Annotated in this window: 4 protein-coding genes; 2 read left to right on the top strand and 2 right to left on the bottom strand. The window is 57.7% G+C overall.

The genetic code is table 11. The features are described from left to right. Together pepF and RMO15_RS02870 are read right to left on the bottom strand one after the other, a co-directional pair. A partial coding sequence (gene pepF, locus RMO15_RS02875; protein WP_309707621.1) for an oligoendopeptidase F occupies nucleotides 1-1,739 on the bottom strand: 1,739 nt, incomplete at its 3' end. A 20-nt stretch (nucleotides 1,740-1,759) separates the two neighbouring features. Next, nucleotides 1,760-2,716, bottom strand: coding sequence for an MBL fold metallo-hydrolase (locus RMO15_RS02870; RefSeq protein ID WP_309707619.1), 957 nt, complete (start codon nucleotides 2,714-2,716; stop codon nucleotides 1,760-1,762). Nucleotides 2,717-2,848: 132 nt separating this feature from the next. On the opposite strand from RMO15_RS02870, the gene RMO15_RS02865 reads away from it, so the two are divergent. Further along, a complete protein-coding gene (locus RMO15_RS02865; protein ID WP_309707617.1) occupies nucleotides 2,849-3,622 on the top strand; it encodes a class II aldolase/adducin family protein in 774 nt (257 codons plus the stop codon). A gap of 98 nt (nucleotides 3,623-3,720) precedes the next feature. Beyond that, the gene (locus RMO15_RS02860; RefSeq protein WP_309707616.1) at nucleotides 3,721-4,278 is read left to right on the top strand and encodes a hypothetical protein; all 558 of its coding nucleotides are present in this window, start codon (nucleotides 3,721-3,723) and stop codon (nucleotides 4,276-4,278) included. Nucleotides 4,279-4,328 lie beyond the last annotated feature (50 nt).

The following is a 4,328-nucleotide window of genomic DNA, read 5'->3' as shown; positions in this document are numbered from 1 at the left end:
GAGGCCAGATCTACGCCCGCGCTCTTGAGCACGTTCAGGGGATAGTCAGAGCCTCCTGCCTTTAAGAAGCCTAGATAGGCATCGGCGGCGGGTTGGCCACCGCTTAGCACGTTCTGGGCGAGTGCATGGGCTCCTGAGATCCCCGTGGCGTACTGGTAAACATAGAAGTTTGAGTAGAGATGCGTCGAGAACTGCATCCAGGTGCTTCCGACACGCTGCCGGTCTTCGCCCTCCAGCGCCACATCGGGGCCAAAGGCTTCGGCAAAAAGCTCAGCCATGCGCTCGGTGAGAAAAGTTGCAGTCAGAGCGCCGCCGTTCCAGACCCGCTCATGGATCTCGCGCTCAAAGCGGGCGAGGGTGGGCATCACCAAAAAATACCGGTGGAAGTTGCTCATTGCCTCTTCCAGGACACCGATCAGCAGCTCTTTGTTGTCGGCGAATTTTTCGAGCAAGTAGGCGCGGGTCAGTGCCTGGTTGAAGTTGCTCGCCACCTCAGCCACAAAGAGCCCGTAGCCCGCGTAGTGCGGGGGCTGGCTCTTGCGGGAGTAGTAGCTGTGCATCGAGTGGCCTAGCTCGTGGGCAAGTGTGGAGAGCGAGAAGACATCGTCGTTGTAGCTCATCATGATAAACGGGTGCGTTCCGACCGTCCCCGACGAAAACGCGCCCATGCGCTTACCCCGGTTCACGGCCCAGTCCACCCAGCGCTCCTCGGTGGCACCATGGGTCATGGCAGCGACATACTCCGGGCCCAGGGGAGCCATCCCCTCCGCGATCCACTCAACAGACTGCGCGTAGGGGACGACTGTCTTGCCTTGGGTGAGCGGCGCTTTAATGTCCCACGGTGCCAGCTTCGCCAGGCCCAGTGCCCGTTTTCGCAAGCCCCAGTACTTATGCCAGGTGGGCAAGTTCTTCTGGAACGTGGCGATAAGGTTGTCAAAAACACTCACCGGGATAAAGTTGGGTGTCAGTGAGGCATGCAGAGCGGACTCGTAGCCACGGACACGGGCAGTGAAGACATTTTGCTTCACACCCGTGGCAAGGCACTGCGCGAGGCTATTTTTATGTGCCAGGTGGGCATCGGCATAGCCCTTCCAGGCACTCTCACGCACAGGTCTATCCGCATCGGTGAGCAGGCTCCCAATCGTGCTCTGCCCAATCTCACGGTCGCCCTCCGCCGCCGTGAAAGTCAGATCCGCATCGCACAGAATCCCATGAATGCGGCTGGCGCTTCGGAAGGCATCATTGGCCATCGTCAGCACCTGCTCAACCTCACCAGAGCGAATATGGGGCGCACGCTGGCTGAGACGGTCGAAGTAATGGGCATGCCCGGAGAGCTTGGGGTGAGTCTGTGCCCAGCCGGTCAGAGTCCCGGGAGCCAAGGCGAGAAGTTCGGGCTCGGCGAAGGCAATCGCTGCCCCAAAGCGGGTCGCCAGTCCCATCGCCCGATCCGTGCGGGCGGCAGCGTCCGTATTTGAAGTGTCTGTGGCATACCCCAAGTGAGCATAGACCGCAATGTGACTGACCTGAGTTTGTAGTTTCTCAGCAGTCGCAAAGTACTCGACGAGTGTGTCGGGGTCGCTCAGGCGACCCGCAAACGCGGCGGCGCTGGGAATAGCGGCATCGGCAGCAATGAGTGCTGCCTCCCAGGTGTCGGTGGTGGGAAAGATACTCTCTAAGTCCCAGGTACTCTCACACGCCGTTTCGAGAATCTGGGCGCGGGTGGGTAGTGAATGGCTCATAACCCAGTGTACCTGAGAATCTACACGTCGTAGCGGTCGTAGTCTCTACAGGCAAAGAGTTCGAGTTTCTCGTCCGGCTGGAGCAAAGCCATTCCTTCGGTCACGAGCGCTTCCACACGGCCATCGGCGGCGAGGGGGTCGTGATGGGTGAAGCCAATACGGCCAATGCAGGCCACACGCGCTAAACGAACCGCATACTCGGGGGTGCCATGACCAAAACCGGCTTTCCCTCCCTTTTCGTACTCTTCTTGGGAGTACTGGACATCCTGAATCAGCAAGTCCGCGCCGGTGAGAAAGTCCATGAGCGATGTGGGAATCCCCGCGCGAACTTCTTCGTCCGTGAGCAGAACAAAGACCTTCCCGGTGGGGCGCTCCTCAAAGCGATAGGTGATCGTCCGCTCTGGATGCTCGGTCCAGTGCATGAAGACGACCAGGCACTCGGCGATCGGAAAGCTCTGTCCATGGCCAAAAGAGAGGGGTCGGTTTAGTTCCTCATGGTGCAGAAAGCGCTCGCGCTCCACGATCACTTGCCCGCCTTCGGGGTGGATGAGAATTACGCGGGTTGGTGGCAGCTCAATCGGATGAAACGCGATGTGTTGCGAGATCGTCCCAAAGGAAACAGGGTGAAACGGCGGCTCCATGAGTCTCTCGTAGACCTGCTTGGGGCCAAAACTGCGGTCTTTCGTCCCGTAGATATGCATCCCAAGATTCTGCATAAAAATGGGCGGCGCGATCAGCACGCCCTGGGTATGGTCGTGGTGGTAGTGGGTATGGAAAAGGTGGAGGTTTTTCATTCCTTTACCCAGGGCTTCCGTGGCGAAGGGAAGAAACCCCGTACCACCATCAATGGCCACATGAGTTCCCTGAGGCAGGCAAACAGAGCGCACTTCAAAGCACGTCGTATTCCCCCCGACTTTTAGCATGCCAGAATTAGCCACGGGCAGCGACCCCCGTGTCCCCCAGGCAATAATTTCCATCCGTTCAGTCCTCCTCCTATTTTATATAGGAGCTATCTATCCACTACCGTCTTCATTTATTATCAGGTCTTTTGCCTGCAAACCCTATTGGGGGCCATTGTACAACATTACATAGCGTACAATAAAGGGAGTATGAAGAACGACACAGCGTTAGTTTTAGAACGCCTCCATAAACTAGCCCACTGGCTGGGCTCCCCAAACCACGATTTCTCGATCTTGGCCGAAGGAAATGTCTCGGCTGCAGTCGGGGATCGGGCGACGTTTTGGCTGAAGGCTTCCGGATGCATGATGGGCACAATGCGTACCGACCAGTTTGTCTTAATGGACACGGCACGCTCGTTGGCCATCTTGGATCACGAAAGCCTTGGAGACAATGAGATTAAGGATCTGCTGCGTGGCGCACGCGTGAATCCTGAAGATCCCCTGCACCCCAGCGTGGAGGCGGCGCTTCACGCGGTCTGCCTCACCGATGGTGGCGCGAATGTGGTTGGACACACTCACCCGACTGCCTGGCTCTCGGTTCTCTGTTCGGAGAAGGCCGAGGAGGCGATCGCCGGGCGCATCTTCCCCGATGAGATTGTGGTCTGTGGCCCCGCAGTTTGTTTCGTGCCTTATGTGGATCCGGGTCCTCCTTTGGCACAAGCATGCCGCACGGCGATTGCGGCCTATAAAGTGGAGTGGGGTGCCCCGCCCAAGGTTCTGCTACTGCGCAACCACGGGCTGTTTGCCCTCGGGAAAGATGCCGATGAAGTGGAGCGGATCACGGCAATGTCCGTGAAGGTCGCCCGCGCCCTGATCGGTGCCTATGCTCTGGGTGGCCCGCGCTTTCTCACCCCTGAGAATGTCGCGCGGATCCACACACGGCCCGATGAGCACTTCCGTCAGAAAATGTTAGAAAATAAATAATTGTCACCGGAGCAGGCATACCACCTCGCTTGCTCCCTTACCCACCCGTCCCTCGCTGGCCCGAAAGGCACGAGGGGCTCTGTTTGAAAGGAATATTTATGCGACCTATTAGAATTACCAGCCAGGAGACGATCCTGGACTCCTTTGCGACGATGTCTGCCCGAATTATCGAGCATGGTGTCCCCCGCGAGATCATGATTGGCTACCGAGGCGGAAGCGAGACGGTGACGGTTTACTGGAACAAAGAGCACAACTTCTGGAGTCGGCTTGAGTCTGACAGTGAGAAGTTCCCCGACACGATCTTTTGTACCTGTGGTCAGGGAGAGCCCCTTGATGGTAAGGAGCACCCGATCACGATGGAGATCAATATTCACAAAAACGGGGAGTCCTGGCTGCTGGGGGGGATTTTTGTCCGCGATAGCAACTCCAACAAGCCTGTTCTGGCCCACACGGGAAAGATCTCCGGCAACCGGAGTATCAACCGGGATAGCTTCCTGGACTCGATCCCGGCCCACCTACGCCCGACGATTAAGAACACCCAGCGCGAGGTGATTATTATCGGCGATATCGAGTCTCCGGAGTTTATCCAGCAGCTTGGGGAGTTCGTAAATCGTGTGGCGGAGTTTAAGAAAGACAAGGCAGTCGCAGCGAAGTAGCGCTCCTCCTCCCTGACCCTCCTCCCAAGCTTGGGAGGAGGGAAGAGCGA

The sequence above is a fragment of the Armatimonas sp. genome, from assembly GCF_031410135.1.
In the GTDB taxonomy this organism is placed as follows: Bacteria; Armatimonadota; Armatimonadia; order Armatimonadales; family Armatimonadaceae; genus Armatimonas.
Note: the sequence above shows the minus strand (reverse complement) of the source record. Positions and strands in the feature narration are given on the sequence as shown.

Excerpts from the sequence above, each read along its gene's own strand:
- RMO15_RS02870 (WP_309707619.1), bottom strand. The coding sequence starts at position 2,716 with ATGGAAATTATTGCCTGGGGGACACGGGGGTCGCTGCCCGTGGCTAAT.
- RMO15_RS02865 (WP_309707617.1), top strand. The coding sequence starts at position 2,849 with ATGAAGAACGACACAGCGTTAGTTTTAGAACGCCTCCATAAACTAGCC.
- RMO15_RS02860 (WP_309707616.1), top strand. The coding sequence starts at position 3,721 with ATGCGACCTATTAGAATTACCAGCCAGGAGACGATCCTGGACTCCTTT.